The 22,486-nt window shown below is 68.9% G+C and carries 21 protein-coding genes; 12 read left to right on the forward strand and 9 right to left on the reverse strand.

Annotated features, from left to right (window positions below):
* Positions 1-94 precede the first annotated feature (94 nt).
* From ACWD5F_RS12590 to ACWD5F_RS12615, 6 genes are all read left to right on the forward strand, one after another.
* Complete coding sequence (locus tag ACWD5F_RS12590) at positions 95-1,060, forward strand: hypothetical protein (protein WP_451253678.1); 966 nt, start codon at positions 95-97, stop codon at positions 1,058-1,060.
* A gap of 65 nt (positions 1,061-1,125) precedes the next feature.
* The gene (chvE, locus tag ACWD5F_RS12595; RefSeq protein ID WP_401727780.1) at positions 1,126-2,232 is read left to right on the forward strand and encodes a multiple monosaccharide ABC transporter substrate-binding protein; all 1,107 of its coding nucleotides are present in this window, start codon (positions 1,126-1,128) and stop codon (positions 2,230-2,232) included.
* A 77-nt stretch (positions 2,233-2,309) separates the two neighbouring features.
* Positions 2,310-3,860 (forward strand): multiple monosaccharide ABC transporter ATP-binding protein, encoded by a 1,551-nt coding sequence (mmsA, locus tag ACWD5F_RS12600; RefSeq protein WP_401727781.1) that lies wholly within the window; start codon positions 2,310-2,312, stop codon positions 3,858-3,860.
* A complete protein-coding gene (gene mmsB, locus ACWD5F_RS12605) occupies positions 3,857-5,104 on the forward strand; it encodes a multiple monosaccharide ABC transporter permease (RefSeq protein WP_401727782.1) in 1,248 nt (415 codons plus the stop codon). The genes mmsA and mmsB overlap by 4 nt, the downstream gene beginning before the upstream one ends.
* 61 nt (positions 5,105-5,165) lie before the next feature.
* Positions 5,166-6,317: an aldose epimerase family protein gene (locus ACWD5F_RS12610; protein WP_451253680.1), complete on the forward strand. Its 1,152-nt coding sequence runs from the start codon at positions 5,166-5,168 to the stop codon at positions 6,315-6,317.
* Between the two features lie 193 nt (positions 6,318-6,510).
* Positions 6,511-8,145 carry a pyridoxal phosphate-dependent aminotransferase gene (locus ACWD5F_RS12615; protein ID WP_451253682.1) on the forward strand — a complete coding sequence of 545 codons (1,635 nt, stop codon included), beginning with the start codon at positions 6,511-6,513 and terminating at the stop codon, positions 8,143-8,145.
* Positions 8,146-8,208: 63 nt separating this feature from the next.
* On the opposite strand, the gene ACWD5F_RS12620 is transcribed toward ACWD5F_RS12615, so the two are convergent.
* From ACWD5F_RS12620 to ACWD5F_RS12640, 5 genes are all read right to left on the reverse strand, one after another.
* Positions 8,209-8,814 (reverse strand): hypothetical protein, encoded by a 606-nt coding sequence (locus tag ACWD5F_RS12620; RefSeq protein ID WP_451253684.1) that lies wholly within the window; start codon positions 8,812-8,814, stop codon positions 8,209-8,211.
* 17 nt (positions 8,815-8,831) lie between these two features.
* A complete protein-coding gene (locus ACWD5F_RS12625; protein WP_451253686.1) occupies positions 8,832-10,007 on the reverse strand; it encodes a 4-hydroxybenzoate 3-monooxygenase in 1,176 nt (391 codons plus the stop codon).
* A gap of 110 nt (positions 10,008-10,117) precedes the next feature.
* Positions 10,118-11,500, reverse strand: a complete 1,383-nt coding sequence (locus ACWD5F_RS12630; RefSeq protein WP_451253688.1) for a DUF3500 domain-containing protein — start codon at positions 11,498-11,500, stop codon at positions 10,118-10,120.
* Between the two features lie 84 nt (positions 11,501-11,584).
* The gene (locus ACWD5F_RS12635; protein ID WP_451253690.1) at positions 11,585-13,060 is read right to left on the reverse strand and encodes an amidase; all 1,476 of its coding nucleotides are present in this window, start codon (positions 13,058-13,060) and stop codon (positions 11,585-11,587) included.
* A gap of 86 nt (positions 13,061-13,146) precedes the next feature.
* Positions 13,147-13,614, reverse strand: a complete 468-nt coding sequence (locus ACWD5F_RS12640; RefSeq protein ID WP_451253692.1) for an ATP-binding protein — start codon at positions 13,612-13,614, stop codon at positions 13,147-13,149.
* A 130-nt stretch (positions 13,615-13,744) separates the two neighbouring features.
* Here ACWD5F_RS12640 and ACWD5F_RS12645 point away from each other — a divergent pair, with 130 nt between their 5' ends.
* Together ACWD5F_RS12645 and ACWD5F_RS12650 are read left to right on the forward strand one after the other, a co-directional pair.
* Entirely contained in the window at positions 13,745-14,560 is an 816-nt protein-coding gene (locus tag ACWD5F_RS12645; RefSeq protein ID WP_451253694.1) for a helix-turn-helix domain-containing protein, read from the forward strand.
* Positions 14,557-14,748 (forward strand): DUF397 domain-containing protein, encoded by a 192-nt coding sequence (locus ACWD5F_RS12650; protein WP_280876443.1) that lies wholly within the window; start codon positions 14,557-14,559, stop codon positions 14,746-14,748. Before ACWD5F_RS12645 ends, ACWD5F_RS12650 begins: the two co-directional genes overlap by 4 nt.
* On the opposite strand, the gene ACWD5F_RS12655 is transcribed toward ACWD5F_RS12650, so the two are convergent.
* Positions 14,742-17,939: an NACHT domain-containing protein gene (locus ACWD5F_RS12655; RefSeq protein ID WP_451253696.1), complete on the reverse strand. Its 3,198-nt coding sequence runs from the start codon at positions 17,937-17,939 to the stop codon at positions 14,742-14,744. The genes ACWD5F_RS12650 and ACWD5F_RS12655 overlap by 7 nt on opposite strands.
* 129 nt (positions 17,940-18,068) lie before the next feature.
* Here ACWD5F_RS12655 and ACWD5F_RS12660 point away from each other — a divergent pair, with 129 nt between their 5' ends.
* Positions 18,069-18,389 (forward strand): DUF6191 domain-containing protein, encoded by a 321-nt coding sequence (locus ACWD5F_RS12660; RefSeq protein WP_451253698.1) that lies wholly within the window; start codon positions 18,069-18,071, stop codon positions 18,387-18,389.
* 64 nt (positions 18,390-18,453) lie between these two features.
* The gene (locus tag ACWD5F_RS12665) at positions 18,454-18,864 is read left to right on the forward strand and encodes a RidA family protein (RefSeq protein WP_451253700.1); all 411 of its coding nucleotides are present in this window, start codon (positions 18,454-18,456) and stop codon (positions 18,862-18,864) included.
* A 55-nt stretch (positions 18,865-18,919) separates the two neighbouring features.
* Here ACWD5F_RS12665 and ACWD5F_RS12670 read toward each other — a convergent pair whose 3' ends face one another.
* A complete protein-coding gene (locus ACWD5F_RS12670; protein ID WP_451253702.1) occupies positions 18,920-19,099 on the reverse strand; it encodes a hypothetical protein in 180 nt (59 codons plus the stop codon).
* An 83-nt stretch (positions 19,100-19,182) separates the two neighbouring features.
* On the opposite strand from ACWD5F_RS12670, the gene ACWD5F_RS12675 reads away from it, so the two are divergent.
* Positions 19,183-19,950 (forward strand): intradiol ring-cleavage dioxygenase, encoded by a 768-nt coding sequence (locus tag ACWD5F_RS12675; RefSeq protein ID WP_451253704.1) that lies wholly within the window; start codon positions 19,183-19,185, stop codon positions 19,948-19,950.
* A gap of 45 nt (positions 19,951-19,995) precedes the next feature.
* On the opposite strand, the gene ACWD5F_RS12680 is transcribed toward ACWD5F_RS12675, so the two are convergent.
* A complete protein-coding gene (locus ACWD5F_RS12680) occupies positions 19,996-20,646 on the reverse strand; it encodes a DUF4360 domain-containing protein (RefSeq protein ID WP_451253706.1) in 651 nt (216 codons plus the stop codon).
* Between the two features lie 270 nt (positions 20,647-20,916).
* Between ACWD5F_RS12680 and ACWD5F_RS12685 the strand changes: the two genes are divergently transcribed.
* The gene (locus ACWD5F_RS12685) at positions 20,917-21,756 is read left to right on the forward strand and encodes an intradiol ring-cleavage dioxygenase (RefSeq protein WP_451253708.1); all 840 of its coding nucleotides are present in this window, start codon (positions 20,917-20,919) and stop codon (positions 21,754-21,756) included.
* A gap of 194 nt (positions 21,757-21,950) precedes the next feature.
* On the opposite strand, the gene ACWD5F_RS12690 is transcribed toward ACWD5F_RS12685, so the two are convergent.
* Positions 21,951-22,409 carry an RrF2 family transcriptional regulator gene (locus tag ACWD5F_RS12690; RefSeq protein ID WP_401727799.1) on the reverse strand — a complete coding sequence of 153 codons (459 nt, stop codon included), beginning with the start codon at positions 22,407-22,409 and terminating at the stop codon, positions 21,951-21,953.
* Positions 22,410-22,486: the final 77 nt, after the last annotated feature.

Raw genomic sequence — 22,486 nt, forward strand, 5'->3', positions numbered from 1 at the left:
GCGACCTGACGGTCCCCGTACCGGCGTACCACCCAGCCTTTCCGTACCCAGAGCCGCGAACCTCGTCCGAAATACCGAACGCGAAGGACAGCTTGTGAACGACGTCTCCGCTCCGGCGGCCCGCCGCCCCGGTGAGCAGGTGCTCACCGCGCTCGGCCTGGGTGCGCCCGCCCTCGACCCCGCCGACGCCTCGCCGCACACCTTCCCCGACGGTGGCCGCTGGCGCACCGAGATCCCCTCGTGCGAGGGTCCCGAGGCGCTGGCCGTCGTCCTCAAGGAGTCCTCCCGCCTCGACGTGCCGATCCACCGGATCAGCCAGGGCAGCGGGGTGTGGATGCTGACCGACTCCGAGATCACCGAGATGGTCGAGGCGACCGCCGCGCGCGACATCGAGCTGTGTCTGTTCACGGGCCCGCGCGGCACCTGGGACATCGGCGGCTCGGTGCGGTCCGACTCGCGCGGCGGCGGCCTGCGGGCCCGCGGTCACGACGCGGTCGCCGGCTGCGTCGAAGACGCCGTGCGGGCGACGGAGTTGGGCGTCAAGTGCCTGCTCGTCGCCGACGAGGGCGTGCTGTGGACGCTGCACCGGGCGCGGGTCGCCGGGATCATCCCGGCCGACACCACGCTGAAGGTGTCGGCGCTGATCGGCCCGGTCAACCCGGCGTCGTACGCCGTCTTCGAGCACCTGGGCGCCGACTCGCTGAACGTGCCCAGCGATCTGACGCTCGCTCATCTCACCGAGATCCGGCGGGTGTCCGCCGCGCCGATGGACATGTACATCGAGGCTCCGGACGACCTCGGCGGCTACATCCGGATGTACGAGGTCGCCGAGCTGATCCGGCGCGGCGCACCGCTGTACCTGAAGTTCGGTCTGTCCAGGGCTCCCGGGATCTACCCGTGGGGCACCCACCTGCGGGACGTGACGCTGGACACCGCGCGGGAGCGGGTACGGCGCGGCCGGCTCGCCCTCGACCTGCTCGAACGGCACGGCGCGGGTGGGGACATGGCTCCGCTCGGCTCCCGACTGCCCGGAACGCTCAACCGCTTCCCGGCCAACTGACATCCCCCACACCCCTGCCAGGGCCCAGCACATCTCAACGACGAGAAAGAACAGGGACGATCACCATGCGCACTCGTAGAAGCGCCCTCACCCTCATAGCCGGCGCCGCCTCGCTCGCTCTCACCCTGTCCGCCTGCGGGCAGGACAGCGAAGGGGGCAGCAAGGCGAGTTCGAGCGATGCCAAGGGCGGCACCATCGGTATCGCGATGCCGACCAAGTCCTCGGAGCGCTGGATCGCCGACGGCAAGAACGTCGTCACCAACCTGGAGTCCAAGGGCTACAAGACCAAGCTGGTCTACGGCGAGGACGACCCCGACCAGCAGGTCTCGCAGATCGAGAACCTGATCACGCAGGGCGTCAAGGGCCTGATCATCGCGGCGATCGACAACAAGTCGCTCAACAACGTGCTCCAGCAGGCCGCGGACGCCAAGATCCCGGTGATCTCCTACGACCGCCTGATCCTGGGCACGAAGAACGTCGACTACTACGCGTCCTTCGACAACACCAAGGTCGGTGAGCTCCAGGCCAACTACATCGTCGAGAAGCTGGGCCTGGCGAGCGGCAAGGGCCCGTTCAACATCGAGCTGTTCGCCGGCTCCAACGACGACAACAACACCAAGTACTTCTTCAACGGCGCGATGAGCGTGCTCCAGCCGTACATCGACAGCAAGAAGCTCGTCGTCAAGTCCAAGCAGACCGGGCTCACCCAGGTCACCACCCTGCGCTGGGACGGCACCACCGCGCAGAAGCGCATGGAGGACGTCCTGACCTCCTCCTACAAGACCGGCCGCGTCGACGCGGTGCTCTCGCCCTACGACGGCATCTCCATCGGCATCCTCTCCGCGCTGAAGTCCGACGGCTACGGCTCCGCCAGCAAGCCGCTGCCGGTCATCACCGGCCAGGACGCCGAGCTGGCCTCGGTGAAGTCGATCATCGCCGGTGAGCAGACACAGACCGTCTACAAGGACACCCGGCAGCTCGCCAAGGTCGCCGCGACCATGGTCGACGACGTCCTCAACGGCAAGAAGCCCGAGGTCAACGACACCAAGACGTACGACAACGGCACCAAGGTCGTGCCCGCGTACCTGCTCCAGCCGGTGAGCGTCGACAAGACCAACTACAGCAAGGAACTGGTCGACACCGGCTACTACAAGGCGAGCGAACTCCAGTAGCCGGCCCGTAGCAGCCATTCGGTCATTCCGTCATTCGCACGGATCGATCAATTCCCACGGATTGGAAGGGCACGACCATGGCGGGACCCGTCCTGGAAATGCGCTCGATCGTCAAGACCTTTCCCGGCGTAAAGGCGCTGTCGGACGTCACGTTGACGGTCCGTCAGGGCGAGGTCCATGCCATCTGCGGTGAGAACGGCGCCGGGAAGTCCACCTTGATGAAGGTGCTCTCCGGCGTCCATCCGCACGGCACGTACGAGGGCGAGATCCTCTTCGAGGGAGAGGAGTGCTCGTTCAAGGACATCCGGGCCAGCGAGCACCACGGCATCGTGATCATCCATCAGGAGCTGGCGCTGGTGCCGTTCTTGTCGATCGCGGAGAACATCTTCCTCGGCAACGAACACGCCTCGGGCGGGTTCATCAACTGGAACGAGACGCTCAAGCACGCCACCGAGCTGCTGCGCCGGGTCGGTCTCACCGACCACCCGGAGACCCGGATCGCCGACATCGGCGTGGGCAAGCAGCAGTTGGTGGAGATCGCCAAGGCGCTGTCGAAGAAGGTGAAGCTGCTCATCCTGGACGAGCCGACGGCGGCTCTGAACGACGAGGACAGCGGCAAACTCCTGGATCTCATCCTGGAGCTGAAGAAGCAGGGCATCACCGCGATCATCATCTCGCACAAGCTGAACGAGATCCGGCGGGTCGCCGACTCGGTGACGATCCTGCGCGACGGACGGTCCATCGAGACCCTCGACGTGAAGGCGGCGGAGACCACCGAGGACCGGATCATCTCCGGCATGGTCGGCCGCGACCTCGACCACCGCTTCCCCGAACGCACGCCGTACGAGGGCGAGGTGGACGCGGCGCCGGCCCTGGAGATCCGCGGCTGGACCGTGCACCACCCGATCGACCAGCAGCGCAAGGTGGTCGACGACGTGTCGATCACCGTACGGCGCGGGGAGATCGTCGGCATCGCGGGCCTGATGGGCGCGGGCCGCACCGAGCTGGCGATGAGCGTGTTCGGGCGCGCCTACGGCCGGTACGCGGGCGGCACGGTCCTCAAGGACGGCACGGAGATCCGTACGAAGACCGTCGCGGAGGCGGTCGGGCACGGCATCGCGTACGTCACCGAGGACCGTAAGCACTACGGGCTCAACCTCATCGACAACATCAACCGGAACATCTCGCTGACCGCCCTGGACAAGGTCGCCAGGCGCGGTGTGGTCGACGAGCACGAGGAGCGGCAGGTCTCCGAGGGCTTCCGGAAGTCGATGAACATCAAGGCGCCGACCGTGTTCGAGACGGTCGGCCGGCTGTCCGGCGGCAACCAGCAGAAGGTCGTCCTCAGCAAGTGGATCTTCGCGGGTCCCGAGGTGCTGATCCTGGACGAGCCGACCCGCGGGATCGACGTGGGCGCCAAGTACGAGATCTACACGGTCATCGACCAGCTCGCCGCCGAGGGCAAGGCGGTCGTCTTCATCTCCTCCGAGCTGCCCGAACTGCTCGGCATGTGCGACCGCATCTACACCATGGCCGCCGGGCGGCTGACCGGCGAGGTCCCGCGGGCCGAGGCCACGCAGGAAGTGCTGATGCGCCAGATGACGAAGGACAAAGAGGTATCCCGATGAGCACCGATGTGACGGACAAGGTCCCGGCCGCCGCGCCGCCCGGCAAGGGCGGCGGGTCCGCCTCCGGCGGCGGCCTGTTGCAGCTGATGCTGGGCGGCCTGCGCCGCAACATGCGCCAGTACGGCATGCTGATCGCGCTCGGCCTGATCGTGGTGCTGTTCCAGGTGTGGACCGGCGGCGACCTGCTGCTGCCGCGCAACGTCTCCAACCTGGTGCTCCAGAACAGCTACATCCTGATCCTCGCGATCGGCATGATGCTGGTGATCATCGCGGGCCATATCGACCTGTCGGTCGGCTCGTTGACCGCGTTCGTGGGCGCGTTCGCGGCCGTGCTCACGGTGCAGCACGGGGTGGCCTGGCCGGTCGCGCTGGTGCTGTGCCTGGTGGTGGGCGCGCTGGCCGGCTCGGTGCAGGGCTTCCTGATCGCGTATCTCGGCATACCGTCGTTCATCGTCACCCTCGCCGGCATGCTGCTCTTCCGCGGTCTGACGGAGATCTTCCTGGAGGGCCAGACCCTCGGCCCGTTCCCGGACGGTCTGCAGAAGCTCGGCAACGGCTTCCTGCCGGAGGTCGGCCCGGACACCAACTACCACAACCTCACGCTGCTGTTGGGCTTCGCGCTGCTGGCCTTCGTGATCTTCCAGGAGGTCCGCGACCGGGGCCGCCAGCAGGAGTTCTCGCTCGAGGTGCTGCCGCGCAACGCCTTCCTGCTGAAGCTCGTCGCCATCGCCGCCGCGATCCTCGCGGTCACCATGCTGCTGGCCAGCTATCAGGGTGCGCCGATCATCCTGATCGTGCTCGGTGTGCTGGTGGTCGGCTACGGCTACGTCATGCGCAACGCGGTCTTCGGGCGGCACATCTACGCCATCGGCGGCAACCTGCCGGCGGCGAAGCTGTCCGGGGTGAAGGACAAGAAGGTCACCTTCCTGGTCTTCCTGAACATGGGCGTGCTCGCGGCCCTGGCGGGTCTGGTGGTCGCCGCCCGTCTGAACGCGGCCTCGCCGAAGGCGGGCCTGAACTTCGAACTCGAGGCGATCGCCTCGGCGTTCATCGGTGGCGCGTCCATGAGCGGCGGTGTGGGTACCGTCCTCGGCGCGATCATCGGTGGTCTCGTCCTCGGTGTGCTGAACAACGGCATGAACCTCCTCAGCGTCGGCACCGACTGGCAACAGGTCATCAAGGGGCTCGCCCTGCTGGCCGCGGTCGGCTTCGATGTGTGGAACAAGCGCAAGTCCGGTTCGTAAATCAGCTAAGGGCCCCGCCGGAGAGATCCACGGGGCCCAATTCCTTTACAGGAGCCGCTAGATGGAACTGAACAGACGCACGGTCATCGCGGGTGCGGCGGCGGCGGGACTCGCCGCGACCACCCTCGGTACGGGTACCGCCGAGGCCTCCGGCGGCAGGACACCCTCGAAGAAGCTCTTCGGCAAGCTCGCGGACGGCACGAAGGTCTGGATCTGGTCGCTGGCCAACGGCGGCACGAAACTGAAGGTCCTGTCCTGGGGCGGCGTGGTGCAGTCGCTGGAGATCCCCGACCGGCACGGCCACTTGGCGAACGTCTCCCTCGGCTTCGACAACATCGAGGACTACGTCGCCAAGACCCCGTACTTCGGCGCGCTGATCGGCCGCTACGGAAACCGCATAGGCAAGGGGCAGTTCACGCTCGACGGCAAGAGCTACCAGCTCTCCGTCAACGACGGCGTGAACAGCCTGCACGGCGGCACCCAGGGCTTCGACAAGCACGTGTGGGACGTCGAGCCGTTCACCAAGGGCTCCGACGTCGGCCTGCATCTCCACTACACCAGCATCGACGGGGAGATGGGCTACCCCGGCACTCTCAAGGTGAAGGTCACGTACACGCTGAACAAGCACGGCGACTGGACCATCGACTACGAGGCCACCACCGACAAGGCCACCGTCGTCAACCTCACCAGTCACGTCTACTGGAACCTGGCCGGCGAGGGCAGCGGCACGATCGAGGACCACGAGCTCCAGATCGCCGCCGCCCGCTACACGCCCACCGACACGGGGCTGATCCCGACCGGCGAACTGGCGAAGGTCTCCGGCACCCCCTTCGACTTCCGCAAGACGAAGACGATCGGCCGGGACATCCGGGCCGGCCACGTCCAGCAGGTGCAGGCGAAGGGCTTCGACCACAACTGGGTTCTGGACAAGGGCATCACGGCCAAACCGGAGCATGTCGCCACCCTGCGCGAGCCGCGCTCGGGCCGCACCCTGAAGATCGCCACCGACCAGCCGGGGCTGCAGTTCTACTCGGGCAACTTCCTCGACGGAACCCTCACCGGCACCGGCGGCAGCGTCTACCGGCAGGGCGACGCGCTGTGCCTGGAGACGCAGCACTTCCCGGACTCGCCCAACCAGCCGTCGTTCCCGACGACGACGCTGCGACCTGGGCAGACGTACCGCACGAGGACGGTGCACACGTTCAGCGCGTGATCTGGTGAACCGTGTCACAGGCCGCCGGATGCGTCCGGCGGCCTGGTGGTTCCCACACTCACACCACTTTCACACGCGTTGAACAACGCCACCCCAGACTCCGTATGTAAGAGCGGCCCGTGCTCCCCCGCGCGGGCCACCCAAGACGACGGACCCGGCCGTCCCCGACGGGTCCGCCCCATACGGAGGTTCCATGGCCGACAACGTCACCTCGTTGTTCCGCAGCACGGCGGCGCACAGCCCGTCGATGGCGGCGCTGACGCGGGAGGGCGGCGAGGGAGCCGGCCCGGTGGACTTCTGCATTCCGTGCAACCCGTACTTCCCCACACCGGCCATGTTCGACACGATGTCGGCGAGACTGCGCGACATCATCACGTACTACCCGAGCAGCGCGGACACGATCACCGCCGAGCTGTGCAACCTGCTCCAACTCCCGCCGCAGGCGGTCGCGATGGGCAACGGTTCCACCGAACTCATCACCTGGATCGACCACTTGCTGGTCCGCGAGTCCCTCGCCATCCCCGTCCCCACCTTCGGCCGCTGGACCGACCAGCCGATGGAGACCGGCAAGCGGGTCGACATGTTCCCGCTCCAGGAGTCCAGCGGCTTCGCCCTGGACCTCGGCCAGTACGCCGAGTTCATCCGCGCCCGCGGGACCCGGGTCGCCGTCATCTGCAACCCCAACAACCCCGACGGCGGCTACCTCCACAAGCAGTCGCTCGTGCAGTTCATGGACGCGATGGCCGACCTCGATCTGATCGTCATCGACGAGTCGTTCCTGGAGTTCGCCGACGCCGAGGCCGAACCCAGCGTCGTCCAGGAGGCGATGCTGCGCCCCAACGTCGTCGTGCTGCGCAGCCTCGGCAAGAACTTCGGCCTGCACGGCATACGGTTCGGCTACATGGTCGCGAACCCCTCGCTGGCCGGCCGGGTCCGCTCGATGCTGCCGAAGTGGAACCTCAACGCCTTCGCCGAGTACGTGGTGTTCATGCTCAAGGAGCACGGCGCCGAGTACGCGCAGAGCCTGCACCAGGTGTATCGGGACCGTCTGGACATGTCGAGCCAGCTCTCGGCCCTCCCCGGCCTGACGGTCTACCCCTCGCAGGGCAACTTCCTCTTCGTACGCCTGCCCGTGGGCGCCGAAGGCACGGTGGTCCGGGACCGGATGCTCACCGAGCACCGGATCCTGGTCCGCGAATGCGGCAACAAGATCGGTTCGTCCAGCCGCTTCCTGAGGCTCGTGGTGCGCCCCCAGGTGGACGTGCGTCGCCTGGTGTCCGGCCTGGAACAGGTGCTCTACGGGACCAGGAGGGGAGCCGCCGTGCCCGAGCTGGGTACCGGGACCAACTACAGCTCGGGTACGGCGGCCGTGGACCGGCTGGTCAGCGAGACGAACGGGGCGGGTATTCCGCTCGTCGCGCAGGCCATCGGGGGCGGTATGCCCATGCAGATGCCGATGCCGGCCGCTGCGCAAACTGGCGGGGTGGGGATGCCGATGCCGGCGGTGGCCCAGATGCCCATGCCTGCCGTGGCGCAGATGCCCATGCCGGCGGTGGCCCAGATGCCGATGCAGCCTCAGCCGCAGGTCATTCAGCCGCAGGTTCCTCAGCAGCAGCCTCAGTACGCGCCGGCCATGAGTACGCCGTCGCAGCCGCAGATGCCCATGCCTGCGGCGGCTGCCACGCCGCCCGGGGTTCCTGCGCGGGGTGGGCTCACCGCCGCGCAGGTTCGGGGTACTACAGGTCCCGGGCTCGCGCCCGCGCCCGCCACCGGGTGGCCCAACGCGCAGAGTTGGCCCAATGCGGCGGGGATGGGGCAGACGGGCTAGGGCTCGTTGCCGGGTGCGGGTGGAGTGTGGCTGGTCGCGCGGACGCGGCGGAGCCGCACAATGTCACAGCCCCGCGCCCCTGGGTGGGTTGTCGCTGAGGCGTAGTTCGAAGCGGCTGTCGGCTTTGGTGCGGAAGTACTGGACGGTTACGCGCTCGTGGGCGTTGTGGCCCCCGCCGTCCGGTACTGCGCCACGCTCCTTGAGAAGATTCCGCACCTCGGCCGGTACCGTCGTCGCCGCGAACGCGTGGTGGGACTCGTGTTCCGTCTCGCGTTCGTCGGCTGCCACGGCTTCCAGGGCGGAGCCCGGCGTCACCGGCAGGGCGAAGATCTCCACGCTTCGGCCTGCCACCGCCGCGTGCACGATGGCGACCGGGGTATCGCCTACGACTGTGCCGTACCGTCTCGCCAGCCTTCCTCGGACCACCACGCTCGGCGAGACCGGACCCGATTCGAAGCCCAGGTTGCCGAGTTCTTCGCGCAGGCCGTCGAGGACGTCGGGGAAGACCAGGACCGCGGTGTGGTCGTAGCTCAAGTAGCGGCTGGCGTAAGCCCGTTCAGACTCCGCCAGGTCGGGAAACAGTTCCGCCAGGACCTGGTCCGTGTCGTGGGTCTCGACGTAGGCGGCGGCTTGTTTGATGCGCAGCACGTCGGGCTCGGTGAGGCTCATGGGGAGGGTTCCTCGGGTCAGATGCCGGTGTAGTTCTCGGCGAAGAAATCCTGGTGGGCGCGGGAGGTGCGCAGGCTGTCCAGGCGGGCGTACTGGAGGGCGCGGCCGTACTGGGCCTCGGGGTCGTCGGCGGACGGGCCGTGCAGGAGGCCGCTCATCCAGTGCGAGAACTCGTGGGCCCGCCAGACCCGGGGCAGGCAGTACGAGGCATAGCGGGCGAAGTCCGTCTCGTCGCCGCGCGTGAGGGCTGCCACGAAGGCTTCCGCGAGGCGTTCGGCCTGGAGTACGGCGAGGTTGGCGCCCTTGGCCGCGGAGGGGCTGATGAGTCCGGCGGCGTCGCCCGCCAGCCAGAGGCGGCCGGTGCCCGGGGAGTCCAGGACGTCGGAGCGCAGGTCGACGACCGTCCTCTCCAGGACCGGACCGTGCTTCAAGGGGCCGAACTCGTCCGTGCGGAGCCGCTGCGCCAGTTCGGTCCAGACGCGGTCCCCGTCCCAGTCCGCCGGATCGGTGCCTCGCGGGCACTGGAGGTAGTAGCGGGTGACCGTCTCCGTGCGGGCCATGTGGCCGGCGAATCCGCGGTCGTGCAGGGCGTATCCGACGGCGGCGAGGCTGGGCGGGGCCGCCACCAGGACGGCCAGCCAGGTCACCCCGTGGTCCCAGCGGGCGGTACGGATGCCGTGCGCGGCGAGGGCCTGGCGTCCGACACCCCGGTGCCCGTCGCAGCCGGCGACATAGCGTCCGGTCACGTCCTCCGCTCCCCGGACCCGTACCCGGCCCTCGGCGATCTCCTCGACCTCGGCGCCGAAGCGGATCTCGCCGCCGCGTCGCAGGTACTCGGCGAGGAGGTCCCGGACCAACTCCTGCTGGGGGTAGACGGTGTGGACCTCGCCCTGACCCAACTTCCCGTAGTCCAGGGTGAATTCGCCCTGCTCGCTGCGGAAGAGGCAAGTGCCGTGCGGCCGGCCGCGTTCCAACAGTCCGGCGGCCAGGCCGTGTTCGGTCAGGACGCGTACGGAGTGGGCGGCCAGGAAGCCCGCCCTGGCCCGCCCCTCCACGGCCTCGCGGTCCCGCCGTTCCAGGATCACGCAGTCGATGCCCTGGGCCAGGAGCAGGTTCCCCAGGACCAGCCCCGCCGGGCCCGCCCCGACGATCACCACCCCGGTCCGTGCTCCGGAGTCGAATCGTTTCGCCACATCCACCCCTGATCTTGCTTTTTCGGCCAAGTGGTTTCATATCAGCCAGATCAGGGAGATGAGCAATCGAAGGTCGCCTATTAGCCCATAAGGGCCCAACTTGGCATATGTCAGTGGTCGTTGTCCAAATGCAGCTTCAGCAGGTCCACGCCGTAGTCGCCGCCGTTGGGGGTGCGGATGATGGTGTGGATGTGTTCCTGGGAGGGGGTGCCGCCGCCCATGCCCATACCGCCGCCAGGGGGACCGCCGGCGTCGGAGCTCGCGCTCGCACCGGCGCTCGCGCTCGGGCTCTCCGAGGACGCCTCGTGGTAGAAGAGCGGGGCCTGGGCGTCGTACTCGATGAGCACTACGGGGCTGTGGACGCGGTAGTAGAAGGCGGAGTCGTCCTTCGTCCCGCCCATCCAGTAGAAGTACGTGTCGTCGAGGTGCTTCTCGACCTCGGTCATCTTGACCTCGGCGTGTCCCTCGTTGATGTAGCCGATGTAGACGCGGGCCACGGCCAGGAGCTTCTCCCGCTGGGCGGAGGTGAGTTCGGAGCCGCGCAGGCCCACGTAGGCGAGCTTGAGGTTGTCCGCGCCGGCGCCGGCCTTCATGTCCTCGTTGCCGTTGTCCTGCGAGGAGACCGCCTTGGCGAGCTGTGCCTCGGTGAGGGAACGGATCATCGCCAGACCGGCCTTGGTCTCCGGCCGGAACAGGCTGATCCTCTCGCCCTTGTACGTGGCCGTCGTCGGCTCGGAGCCCATGAAGGTCGGTGTCATCACGACCTGGTCGCCCAGGACGAAGTAGTTGATGGCGACGTGGTGACCCTCGTACTGGAAGCCCCACGGCTTCGTGGTCGACGGGGTGCCCATGAAGGTGAAGAAGTAGTGGCCCTCCGTCAGGGTCTTCTGGTTGCCGCCGTTGGAGTCGCCGAGGAACTGGTTGAGCTTCATGATGTTGCGGGTCTGGGTGAGGCCGTCGGCGGACAGCGCGACGCCGAGCAGGGAGTAGCCGAGGTCGCGCTTCTTGTCGGTGAGGTCGCCCATGCGGACGCCCTTGCGGTCGTAGCCGTCGACGTTGCTCCAGGCCGTCCATTCGTCGGCGTCGACGGCAAAGGTGCAGGACGTGCGCTCCTTCGCGGAGAGCCCGTCGAGGAACGCCTGCGCGGCCTTGACCAGTCCGTCCGTGGAGACGCCGGTCGAGTGGACGGTGAACAGGTCGTCGACGACCGTGCCGTCGGTGGTGACGCCCTTGAGGTCCTTGTACTTGACCTGGGAGGCCCCGGGGCCCATGCCGCCCCCGCCACCGCCTCCCGCGCCGGGCCCGCCCGACGGCATACCGCTCGGGGCACCGGCGGACGGGGAGGCGGTGGACGAACTCGCGGTGTCCGACGAGTCGTTGGAGCAGCCGGTCATGGTCGCCACGGCGGCGACACCGCCGGCGAGCAGCGCCTTGTTCATGAACCAGCGGCGGCTGCGCTCGGAGGCGGGGGTGTGGGGTCGGTGTCCATGCATGGGCGTCAGCGTCCCGGCCCAACCTGAAGCGTTCCTGGGCGAAGCCTGTGAGCCCGGGTCGGGGCCGAGGGCCGCGGACCCGGTTCAGCTGCCGCCGTTGTCGCCCTCCCGCTTCGGTGCCTGGAAGCCGCCGAGCTCCCGCTCCAGCAGTTCGGCCAGCCGCAGCGGGGTGCGGTCCTCGTACATCGGGCCGATGAGCTGCACTCCCACCGGCAGCCCCTCGGGGGACAGGCCCGTCGGTACGGCGGTGGCGGGCAGGCCGGGCATGGTGGCAAGACCGGCCCAGACGAGCTGGTCGAGGTACGGGTACGCGACGCCGTCGATGTCGAGCCGGCGTTTCATCGAATCCGGTTCGTGGTCGTGCGGGAACGCCGGAGTGGGCGTGATCGGGCACACCACGGCGTCGAACTCGGCGAAGAACCGACGCCAGCCGTGCCGGTGCAGCTCGCGGCGGTTGTCCGCGTCGACCCAGTCGCGGTGACTCGACACGAGCCCCCGCAGCCGCGCCGCGTCCAGACCCTGATCGTCCGCGCTCAATCCGGCGGCGAGGCCGCGCAGTTGCTCGTACGTCTCGGCGGGAAAACGTGCGCCGACTCCCGCGAACCACAACTGCGTGTAGATCAGCGCCGATTCGGCGAGGCTGGGCAGCAGGGCGCTGTGCCGTTCGACGCGCGCGCCGCCGTCGGCGAGCGCGTCGGCCACGCGTTGCACGCCCGCCCGCACGGCGGTCCCGGTCGGGATGAACGGGTGCTCGTCGATGACCAGGACCCGGAAGCCGTCGAGCCGCTCGTGGCGCGCGGGCGGCAGCGCCAGTTCGTACGCCACACCGTGGGTCAGCGGATCCGGTCCGGCCATGACGTCGAGCAGGAGCGTGAGGTCGTGTGCGGTGCGCGCCATCGGACCGACGACGGCGAGGTCGGAGGCGACCGGCCGGGCCGGCACGGCGGGCGGGACCGAGCCGCGGGTGGGGACCAGGTCGACCGTCGGCTTGTGCGCGTAGATCCCGCAGAAGTGTGCGGGGGTACGCAGCGAACCGCCGATGTCGGAGCCGATGGACAGCGCGCCGAACCCGGCCGCCAGGGCCGCCGACGATCCGCCGGAGGAGCCGCCCGGCGTACGGCCGTGATCCCAGGGGTTGTTGGTGGTGCCGTAGATCTCGTTGAAGCTCTGCACGTCCCGCAGCCCCAAGGGCACGTTGGTCTTGCCGAGCACCACCGCGCCGGCGTCCTTGAGGCGGGACACCTGCACCGCGTCCTCGGCGGGCAGGAAGTCCCGGTGTTCCGGCATGCCCCAGGTCGTGGGCAGTCCGGCGATGTTGTAGGACTCCTTGACCGTGACCGGGATGCCGAGCAGCGGCCGGTCCTCACCTTGCGCCCGCGCCCGGTCGGCATCGCGCGCGGCGTCCCGCGCCCGGTCGAAGTCCGGCACGCAGATCGCGTTGATCGCCTTGTCGTCCCGCTCGATACGGGCGATCGCCTCGTCGGTCAGTTCCACCGAGGTCACCTCGCCGGCACGCAGGGCGGTGGTGAGTTCTTCGGCCGAGTGATAGCTCCAGTCCATGATTTCGACCGTAACCGCCGTCGGAGTGAGCCACGAAATACCTTTTGACGCAACGGAATTGGCGTCGCGATGGGCCGACCGCGCGATCACCGCCACAGCACCGCCCACCCTGGCAGATCGACCTCCGCGCGGACCGTCTTGCCCGGCGGTTCCCGCTCCAGTACCTCCCACCGGTCCGCGACGGCGTCCACGAGGAGCAGTCCGCGGCCGGATTCGTCGAGGGGGTCGTGGGGTCCGGCCATCTCGCCGGGTGCGGGCGGGCGCTTCTCGGCGAGCGTGTCCGTCACCTCCACCCGGACGCTGCCCGTGACGAGGGACAGCCGCAGCTCGAAGTCCCGCCCCGGCACCCGGCCGTGCGTCACCGCGTTCGCAGCCAGCTCGGCGACGACCAGTGCGACGGCGTCGGAGGCGTCACAACCGGGCGGGATGCCCCAGGTGTGGAGCTGGGCCACGGCGAGGTGCCGGGCGAGGCGGGCGGCGCGGGGGGTTGCGCTCAGTCGCTGCGCGAACGCACGTACGGTGACCGGTTGTTGTGGGGTGGGGAGCGCTGTCATGCGCCCAATCTGGCGGGCCGGAACGGCTGTTATCCAGGTGAGCGCCGCGTACAGCGCGGCAGCGTACGCGGTTACGGACTGGACAGTACGAGTGACGGAACGTGACCATGGGTGCGGGAGGTGACCGACTGTGGTCGATGAGCCGGAGGCGTCGGACAGCTTGCGGACGTTCGGCGCGGTGCTTCAGGCGCTGCGCGAGCATGCGGGACTTGGGCGGGAGGAGTTCGGCGCGCTGGTGGGGTATTCCAAACATACGGTGGCGTCGATCGAGTTGGGGCGGCGGATGCCGGATCGGGCGCTGATGGAGCGGGCGGAGGAGGCCCTGGGCAACGCGGGTGCGCTGCGGCGGGCGTTTCCGACGCTGGCTCGGCAGCCGGGGTTGGCGGCTTGGTTTCGGCGGTGGGCGCGGTTGGAGGGGGAGGCGATCACGCTCTACACGTATGAATGCCGGTTGATTCCGGGGCTGTTGCAGACCGAGGCGTATGCGCGGACGCTGTTCGCCAACCAACTCCCGCCGCTGGACGACGAACAGATCGAGGCGCAGTGGGTGGCGCGGGCGGAGCGGCAGCGGTTGCTGCGGGAGCGGCCCAACACGGCGTTCGGCTTCATCCTGGAGGAGGGGTTGTTCCTGCGGCGGACGGGCGGGGTCGAGGTCACGCGGGAGCTGATCGACCATGTGCTGGCGATCGCGGAGTTGCGGAACGTGGAGATCCAGATCATGCCGCAGGTGCGGGAGACGCACGCTGGGCTGGATGGCCCCATGCAGTTGTTGGAGACCCCGGAAAACTCGTGGTTCGTCTATTGCGAGGGGCAGCGAGGCGGCCTTCTCGTCTCGGAACCGAAAGAGATCAGCGTCCTCCAAAGGCGTTATGCCAGGATGCGTTCACAGGCTCTCACCTTCGATGACTCGAAGAGTCTGTTGGAACGGATGCGAGGAGCGTTATGAGCACCAGCGGACTGACGTGGTTCAAGTCGAGCTACAGCAGCGGTGGCGACGGGGACTGCGTTGAGGTCGCCGCCTGCCCGGGCACCGTGCACGTGCGTGACTCCAAGGACCGGCAAGGGCCCCAACTCGCCGTCTCGCCCGGTACTTGGGCCGACTTTCTCGCTCACGCGCGTGGGAGCGCTCAGTAGACCGGAACACCTTCATGGAGCTGCAGCCGGTCGCCGAAGGCCTCCGCTCCGAAGAGGGTGACCTTTCCCCAATGCGTGCTCCAGAGGTCCAGTCGCAGGTCGTACATGCCGTGCAGTGACCGCAGATCGAGTGTGTCCGGACCCGAGGTCACCAACCCCATCGCCAGTCTGCGCAGGTTGGGGAAGACCCGGCTCAACTGATCGATGTCGCTGTGTTCTTGCAGGTCGGTGATCATCAGCCGCTCCATCTGCGGGATCGGGTCCAGCCGCCGCAGTTCCTGGAGGGAGCCGATCGCCAGCGCGATCCGGGTGAGCCGGGGCGCGCTCAGGGCGGTGTTCAGGATCCACACCGGATCGCGGCTGTACCCCTCGACCGTCAGCGTCCGCAGTTCGGTCCACGCCTCCAGGGTGTCGAACCGTCCGATGTTCTCGACCCCCACCTCAAGGTGGCGCACGCGCGGATGCGGCCTGAGGGGTTCGCCGCCGCCTCCGGTCACCCTGAGCACCGTCAGGTCGAGGTCGGTCAGCACGGCGAGACCCCGCAGGGACCTGCACTCCTGTACTTCGAGGCTTCTCAGATCCACTCGGCTGTGCAGGAATTCGAGGCTCAGGTCGGCCTCGTTGTTCCAGATGGCGAGGGATTCGAGCTGCCGCACCGGCAGGTTGGCGTCCAGCTCCATCGGGTCGTACGAGCCCCGCACGATGAGCTTGGTGACGGCCGCGAGCCGGGGTAACCGTACGAGCTGTTCCCGCTTGCCGACGAGCAGTTCGGGAACGGACGCCCCTTCCAGCACCTCGCTGACGAACTCCTCCAGCGGGTGCAGGTCCCAGCCCCTCGCCACCTCGCTGCGGATGAGCGGTGCCAGATGGAGCGCGCACTGCCGCAGCTTCCGCCGGGACTTCGCGCTGCGCACCCGGGCCAGTAAGCGCACGGTGTTCAGGGCCACCCGATCACGCAGTTGCTCCCCGTCGGGCAGCACGCCCACGATCCAGTCGCCCAGGCCGGCGAGTTCCTCGACCTCCTCGGGATCCCGCGGCGGCATGAGGGCGTCCACCCGCGCCTTCACCGCGTCCATCACCGGCTGGCTCAGCACCTCGGCGTTGGTCGCGCACCGCGCCGCCAGCACATGGAGGCGGAAACGGTCGGCCCGGCGCTCGGTGGCCTCGTCCCCCAGGCCCAGCAGTGCCTCGATGAGGCGGCTCGCCTCCGGACGGGCCGCGTGTCCGACGGCCAGCACGATCACGTCCTGCCAGGCCTCGTCGCCGGCATGTTTGACGAGTTCGGGGAGACAGCCGCTCTCGTGGAACTCCTTGGCCGCCAGGAAGTCCTGGAACGTGCGGTGGATGAACTGGATCGTGTCGTCGGCCCGTTCCTGGAGGAGCCCGCTGCGGTCGAGCATGAAGCGCAGCACCTGCTCGGGCGAGCCCTGCTCCTGGACGGGCGGCATGTCCCGTATGGCGAGGTCGAGTTGCTGCACCGCCTCGCCGTGCGTCATCTGCTGCTGTCCGGTGCGTACCAGCCAGATGGCCAACCGCTGGAGCAGCGTGTGCTGTTGACCGGACTCCAGCTTGACCTGGCCGGTGTGCCGCACGCCTCGCCCGGCGTCCCGTCCGCCCAGGAGCATGCCGAGGGCGGCCTGGTACAACTGCCAGCGGGTGGTGGGTAGCAGACCGCGGCGGCTGCGGTGCAGGGCACAGATCACGGCGCACAGCAGCGGGGTACGGGCGAGGTCGCCCAGGGCCGCGTTCTGCGCCAACTGGTGCACCAGGTCCTGTTCCAGGGAGGAGAGGAGTTCGTACTCCTCCCGGCCGCGCCGACCGTCGTAGAAGCTGTCGCACTCCACACGGGCGGCGTTGTACCAGGCATGCACGAAGGCGCGGATGTCGTCGTCGCTCATCGGCAGCAGGGCCAGCTCGGCGAAGCCGTCCCCGTCGAGCCACTGCTTGTCGACCGCGTTCGGGCGCACGGTCGCCAGGCATCGGGTGCCGGGGTAGCGGTCGAGGAGAGCCGCCAGCCAGCGTCGGGCCTCCTCGCGCTGTGCCTCCGGGACCTCGTCCAGACCGTCCACCAGGAGGAAGCCACGCCGCGCGTCCAGCACGCGGTGGGCCCAGCCGTCGGGCTGTCCGTCCGTGATCGTCCGTCCGGCGGCCAGGAGTTCCGACACCGCGGGGAAGCGTCCACCGCCGGCGTGCACCGCGCGCAGGGGGACGACGAAGGGGACGAGGCCGTTGAGCTCGGCGAGATCGTCGCTGAGCGTGCCGTTGGCGGCGTGGGCGGCGAGCCACCAGACGAGGGTCGTCTTGCCGGCGCCCGCCTCGCCGCGCAGCAGGGCGCGGGGCCGATCGGTCAACAGGGAATCAATGCGCTGGGCACCTCCCCATGTCCTGCGACGCCGCCCGCGTTCCACGGGCACGTACCCGTGCGCGGGGGCCTCGGCACGCAGGCTCAGATACGCGGTGTCGAGGTCCCATCGGGACTCGCTGCGGCCGAGTTCCTCGATGCCGAAGATCTCCGTCCTGCGGTACTGGGAGCTCAGGTCCTTGGCGTACCGGGCCTCGAAGTACTCGTCCTGGGGATGGACTTCGGCGATCTCCTCCAGGAGCGCGCCGCGGAAGATCGCCGTCCATCGCTGCACGACCTCCGCCATCGACACGCCTTCGATCCGGAGGTGCTGTCGGCCCTGGGGCACCTGGGTCACGACGCCGAGCAGCACGGGGCCGGCGAAGATCGGCGCGCCGGACAGCCCGCCGAGCGGGGAACCGTCGTATCCCCGCTCCTCGGCGGCCGGTCGGTCGAGTTCGCAGGTGAGGACGCCCTTGATCCGTCCGGCCATGGGCAGCACGCTCGCCCGGTACTGGTCGTAGTCGAGGTCGTCGCCGTACTGCCCGTAGCGCATGATCTCCGGGAAGCCGACGATCTCGCAGTACGGCAGCGGGGCGGCGGTGGCGACCCTGCCGAGCCTGAGCCGGCCCATGGGAGCGGCGAGGTCGGCGCCGATCACGTCCGTCGCCGCGGTCAGCACGGCCACGTCGAGCAACTCGTCCGCTCCGCTGATGTGGCAGGGCACGAGCTTGCCCGACGACGGATGGACCACCTCGACGACCCCGCTGTCGACCACCACGTGCAACGCCGTGAGGACCGTCCGCCGGTCGAGCAGCACCCCGCTGCCCTGCCCGTTCCCCCGCACCACGACAACCCGCCCCAGTGCCCTCCCCCGATTCACAACCAATCCCCCCTCGCCGTTCACGCGGCCCAAGCTAGAGACCCCGCGCCACCCGCCGCCAGCGGTTCCGGCCAAGTGCACCCGATACTGGGGAACATGGGATTCGCCGTTTTCATGACCCTGCCAGGACTGGTCATCCTGCTCACCGTCATCGCCTTCGCCGACCAACTCCTCCTCCGCGCAGGCCGAGCCGGCCTGCTCCCCTGGCGCAACAGCGCCCGCCACGGCCAGATATCGGCGACCGGCTTCGAACAACTCCACGCCAGCTTCTCCCCCGGCAAACAGAACGAACTCAAACAACGCCAGTCGTCCCTGATCATGCGAGACGACGAGGAGGACGGCGCCCCACCGAACCGCACGACGGTGAACCTCGACGGCGGAACGGCGGTCGTACGCCTACGACAGGGACCCCGCTAGCCCCCGGTAGCACCAGGGGCAAATTGGAGTGCGGGCGGGCACCACGCCGGTCAGACTCGCGGACATGACCGAGAAGATCACCCGCATCAACCCTGAGCAGCTCCACCAGACACCCGGCTACCACCACATCACCGTGGTCGAGGCAGGCCGTACAGCCCATCTGGCGGGACAGTGCCCGCTGGACAGGAACGGTGACCTCGTCGGTGCCGGTTCCCTCGAATCCCAGGTCGACCAGGTCGTCGCGAACGCGCTCACCGCGCTGGCAGCGGTGAGCGCCGGACCGCACCACGTGGTGCGGTCGGTGATCTACGTACGGAGCGACGAGAGGCCTGACCTCGCAGCCGCGTGGCACCGACTCACCAACTCGGCCCTGGCACCGGCGTTCACCACGGCCAGCACGCTCCTGGGCGTCGCCCAACTGGGCTTTCCCGAACAGCTCGTCGAGGTGGACCTCACGGTGGCACTGCCTGACTGAGCCTCCTCGGAGACGGCGGCACGACGCCGGCGTTCCACGCGACCGAACCGCTCACTCACGCGTCGGCAGCACCGGCCCCGTTCGTCACCCGGAAGCGCGCAATGTCTCGCCCCGTGGCGATCGCCACGCTCACGAACGCCACCAGGGCGAGCGCACCCAGTCCGTACCGGCCGGCCGTGAGGAGCAGGACGCCCAGGCCTGCCACCGCGACCCCGGTGACCGCGGAGCAACCCACGTGTCCGACAAGTAACTTGACGCCCCATCACTTTGCCCAATCCACAGCCCCTCGACAGAGTCCCTCCCTAATCTGCCGTGTTCATGACAGACACTTCGGAAGCAACCCCCACCCCGATCGGCCGCCGAACCGTGCTGATCGCCACCGGCGCCACCGCAGCCACGCTCGCCGTAGGCGCCGTCGGCGCAGCCGCACCCGAAGCCCCCACGGACGCGACCCCCGCTGCCGCCGCAGCCGTCTGCACCCTCACCAAGGAAATGACCGAAGGCCCCTACTACCTCGACGGACAGTACGTCCGTGCCGACGTCACCGAAGGCAAGGCCGGTATCCCGCTCAAGCTCGCGCTCACCGTCGTGGACGACGACACCTGCGCCACCATCCCCAACGCCCTGGTCGAGATCTGGCACTGCGACGCCCTCGGCGAGTACTCCGGCTTCGTCGGCAACAACGGCCACACCGAGCCCGACGACGGCACCTTCCTGCGCGGCGGCGTGCTGACCAACAGTGCCGGCCTCGCGAGCATCACCACGATCTACCCCGGCTGGTACCGCGGGCGCTGCGTGCATATCCACGTCAAGGTGCACACCGGCGTCACCCTCACCGCCGACGGCTCGTTCACCGGCGGCACGGAACTGCACACCGGGCAGCTCTTCATCGACGAGTCGATCACCACCAAGGTCGCCGTGATCTCGCCGTACTCGACCAACACGGTCACCCGCACCACCCTCGCCCAGGACTCGATCTACGACGACGGCGGCGCCGCGTCCGGCCTCATGACGCTGACCGCGCTGGGCAGTTCGACCTCGGCCGGCTACACCGGCACGCTGACGCTGGGCGTCGAGCGGAGCTGACGCAGGGGTGGCCCGCAGACCGCGGGCCACCCCCTCACGCCCTGGTCAGGACGCCGGGCACTGCTGCCACGCCATGTGGTAGATCGTGCTGATGTCCCCGTCCGTCGAGTCCATCGTCATGAAGCTGACCTTGCCGGGGTTCGCCGACCCCGCGGTCACCCTCAGCTCGGTGTTGATGTTGAAGTTGCGCTGAACTCCGCAGGGCGCCCAGACCAGTTGGGCCCAGTCGGTCTCGTCGGTGGCCTGCCAGTTGTCGTTGTAGGGGCCGTTGAAGGGGTGGGTCTTGGCCACGGTCTGCGGAGAGCCCTGGAAGTAGTACGAGGCCCGCTGCGTGCCGTTCGCGCCGCCCTGAAGCGCGGCGAAGCCCCGGTAGTCGGCGCTGGCGATGGCGTACGTGAAGCCCGACGGGACGTGGACGACCAGGTTGAGCTGGCAGTTCCTGCGGAACGCCGTCGGGTCGGAGGTGCCGCCCGCCTGGGCGAGGTAGTCGCTGTAGGTGACCGTGAACGCGGTGTTGTCCTCGGACACGGCGACCGCGGTGGTGCCCTGCGGGCAGCCGGAGCCGTTCACCGTGGCGACCTTGATGATGATCTTGTCCGGGGGCGGGTCCTCGAACCCGCCCGACGGATTGTGCGCGGGAAGCGCGGTGGTGAGCAGAGCGGCGATGGCGCCGCCCAGCAGAAGTCCACCAGACATGGTGTCTCCGGTTCTGTGAGTGGGGGGTGGCACGCCCTCGGCCCTGTGCGGAATCTATGGGGATTCTGTGAAGGCCGGGGGCGATCGCATCGTAGGAACGCACACCGACGACGGTCAGGGCGAACTCAAGCCATTCACAGACGCGCTATTCACACTGTTCCCATAGCATGCGAACTCTGTTGAAATAAGGGGGCGTTGACCGATCCATCCCTAGCGCCTTCACAGCCGCACATTAAGGAATCCTTCAGGTACGCCCCTAGCTTCGTGGCCATGACGGGAAACACGGAGCACCACAATCAGCACAGCCAACAGCCCGCCCGGCACCGCCGGGACAAGGGCCTCCAGCGTCGCCGCGTCCTGATCGGCGGCGGCACCGCGGCCCTGGCGGGCGGTCTCGTGGCCGCCGGTCTCGCCTCGGCCGACACGCCCGCCACCGGGAGCGGGTCGACCACCGTCTTCACCGAGGCGGCTGCCACCGACTCGGCGACGAGCGGCGTCTGCACCCTCACCTCCGAGGTCACCGAAGGCCCGTACTCGCTCGACGGCGCCCTGATCCGCGAGGACATCAGAGAGGACAAGGAAGGCGTCGAGGTCCAGTACACCTTCACCGTCGTCGACCAGGACAACGACTGCGCGCCGCTCGCCGACGCCCTCGTCGAGCTCTGGCACTGCGACGCGCTCGGCGAGTACTCCGGCTTCGTCGGCAAGAACGGCCACACGGAGGACGACGACGGCACCTTCCTGCGCGGCGGGCAACTGACCGATTCCGACGGCCGGGCGACCATCACGTCCATCTGGCCGGGTCACTACGTCTCGCGCGCCGTCCACGTCCATATGCGGGTGCACACGGACGTGACCCTCGCCGACGGCACGTACACCGGCGGCACACTCGTCCACACCGGCCAGCTCTTCTTCGACACCGACATCAACGAGGAGGTGCAGGCCAGTTCGCCGTACTCGGACAACACCACCGCCGAGACGGCCCTCGCCGACGACTCCGTCTACGACGACGGCGGCGCCGCCTCCGGCCTGCTGACCCTGACCGCCCTCGGGTCCAGCGTGTCCGACGGCTACGCGGCCACCCTGACCGTGGGCGTCAGCACCAGTTGATCAGCCACCAGGTGAACGGCCACCGGCCGACCCGCCACCGCTGATCGCACCCCGACCGGCTGCCGCCCCTCGGCGGACTCGGACCCGGTTCCCGTCCCGCTCACCCTCTCCCGGTGCGGCGAGGGGCGCGGACCGGGACGCCGGGGCGGCAGCCCACCAGCCTCGCCCGACCCCGTACGACCTCGCTCGATCCTTTACGGGTTCTCCCAGGCCGCCGGTTCCGCCGCCAGCTCCCGCACGGGCTCCGGCAGGGCGTCCGCCGCGATGTCGGCGATCGTGACGCCCTCCAGGATCTTGCGCACATTGGCCCGCAGCGCGATCCACAGCGGCAGCAGCGGCTGGGCCGACCCGGTGTACTCCAGGCCGGTGGGCCGCTCGCCGCGTACGGACACGATCGGGCCGTCCACCGCCCGTATGACATCCGCGACCGTGATCTTCGCGGCCTCCCGGGCCAGCCGGTAGCCGCCGCCCCCGCCGCGCCTGCTGTCCACGACCCCGGCGCGCCGCAGATCGCCGAGGATCCCTTCCAGGAACTTGTGCGGGATGCCCTGCTCGGCGGCGATGGCCTCCGCCTTCACCGCTGCGCCGTCCTGCCGAACGGCGAGCTCAAGAACCGCCCGTACCGCGTAATCCGCCCGTGCCGAGATCCTCATACGACCATTGTGGGGTGTCCCTCCGTACACAATGACCCCGAATTCGCCCGCCGACGGACCCGCACGACGGAGGCTTC

It is taken from the genome of Streptomyces sp. NPDC002499, from assembly GCF_053595415.1.